At 69.3% G+C, this 424-nt stretch carries 1 protein-coding gene; it reads left to right on the forward strand.

Annotation, left to right across the window (positions count from 1 at the left end; all coding sequences use genetic code 11):
* A partial coding sequence (locus I6F37_RS41430) for an enolase C-terminal domain-like protein (RefSeq protein ID WP_276573825.1) occupies window positions 1-313 on the forward strand: 313 nt, incomplete at its 5' end.
* Window positions 314-424 lie beyond the last annotated feature (111 nt).

Here is a 424-nt window from a genome sequence, read left to right on the forward strand (position 1 = left end):
CGCGAGCCAGAGCAAGGGCGTGCGGCTGATGATCGACACCAACCATGCCTATGGCGTGGCGGATGCGATCCGGCTGGGCCGCGCGCTCGAGGCTTTCGATCTGCGCTGGTACGAGGAGCCGGTCGTGCCGGAGGATCTCCAGGGCTATCGCGAGGTGCGCTCGCGCCTGTCGATGCCGATCGCCGGCGGCGAGAACGAGCACACGCTCTTCGGCTTCCGCGAGCTGCTCGCCGCGCGCGCGATCGACGGGCTGGGCAACGTCGACGGGTCACCCGTCGTCGACGGCTTCCGCGTAGTGCGCACGCGGCACTGAAACGCTGACGCGAGGCCGGGCTAGGCGCCCCAGAAGAACTTCAGCCGCTGGCCGCCGTTCTTCGGCCGCTTGCACTTGACCTTGAGCTCCTCGGGGCCGAGCTGCTTCTCG

Source organism: Bradyrhizobium sp. NBAIM08 (genome assembly GCF_020193935.1).
In the GTDB taxonomy this organism is placed as follows: Bacteria; Pseudomonadota; Alphaproteobacteria; order Rhizobiales; family Xanthobacteraceae; genus Bradyrhizobium; species Bradyrhizobium yuanmingense.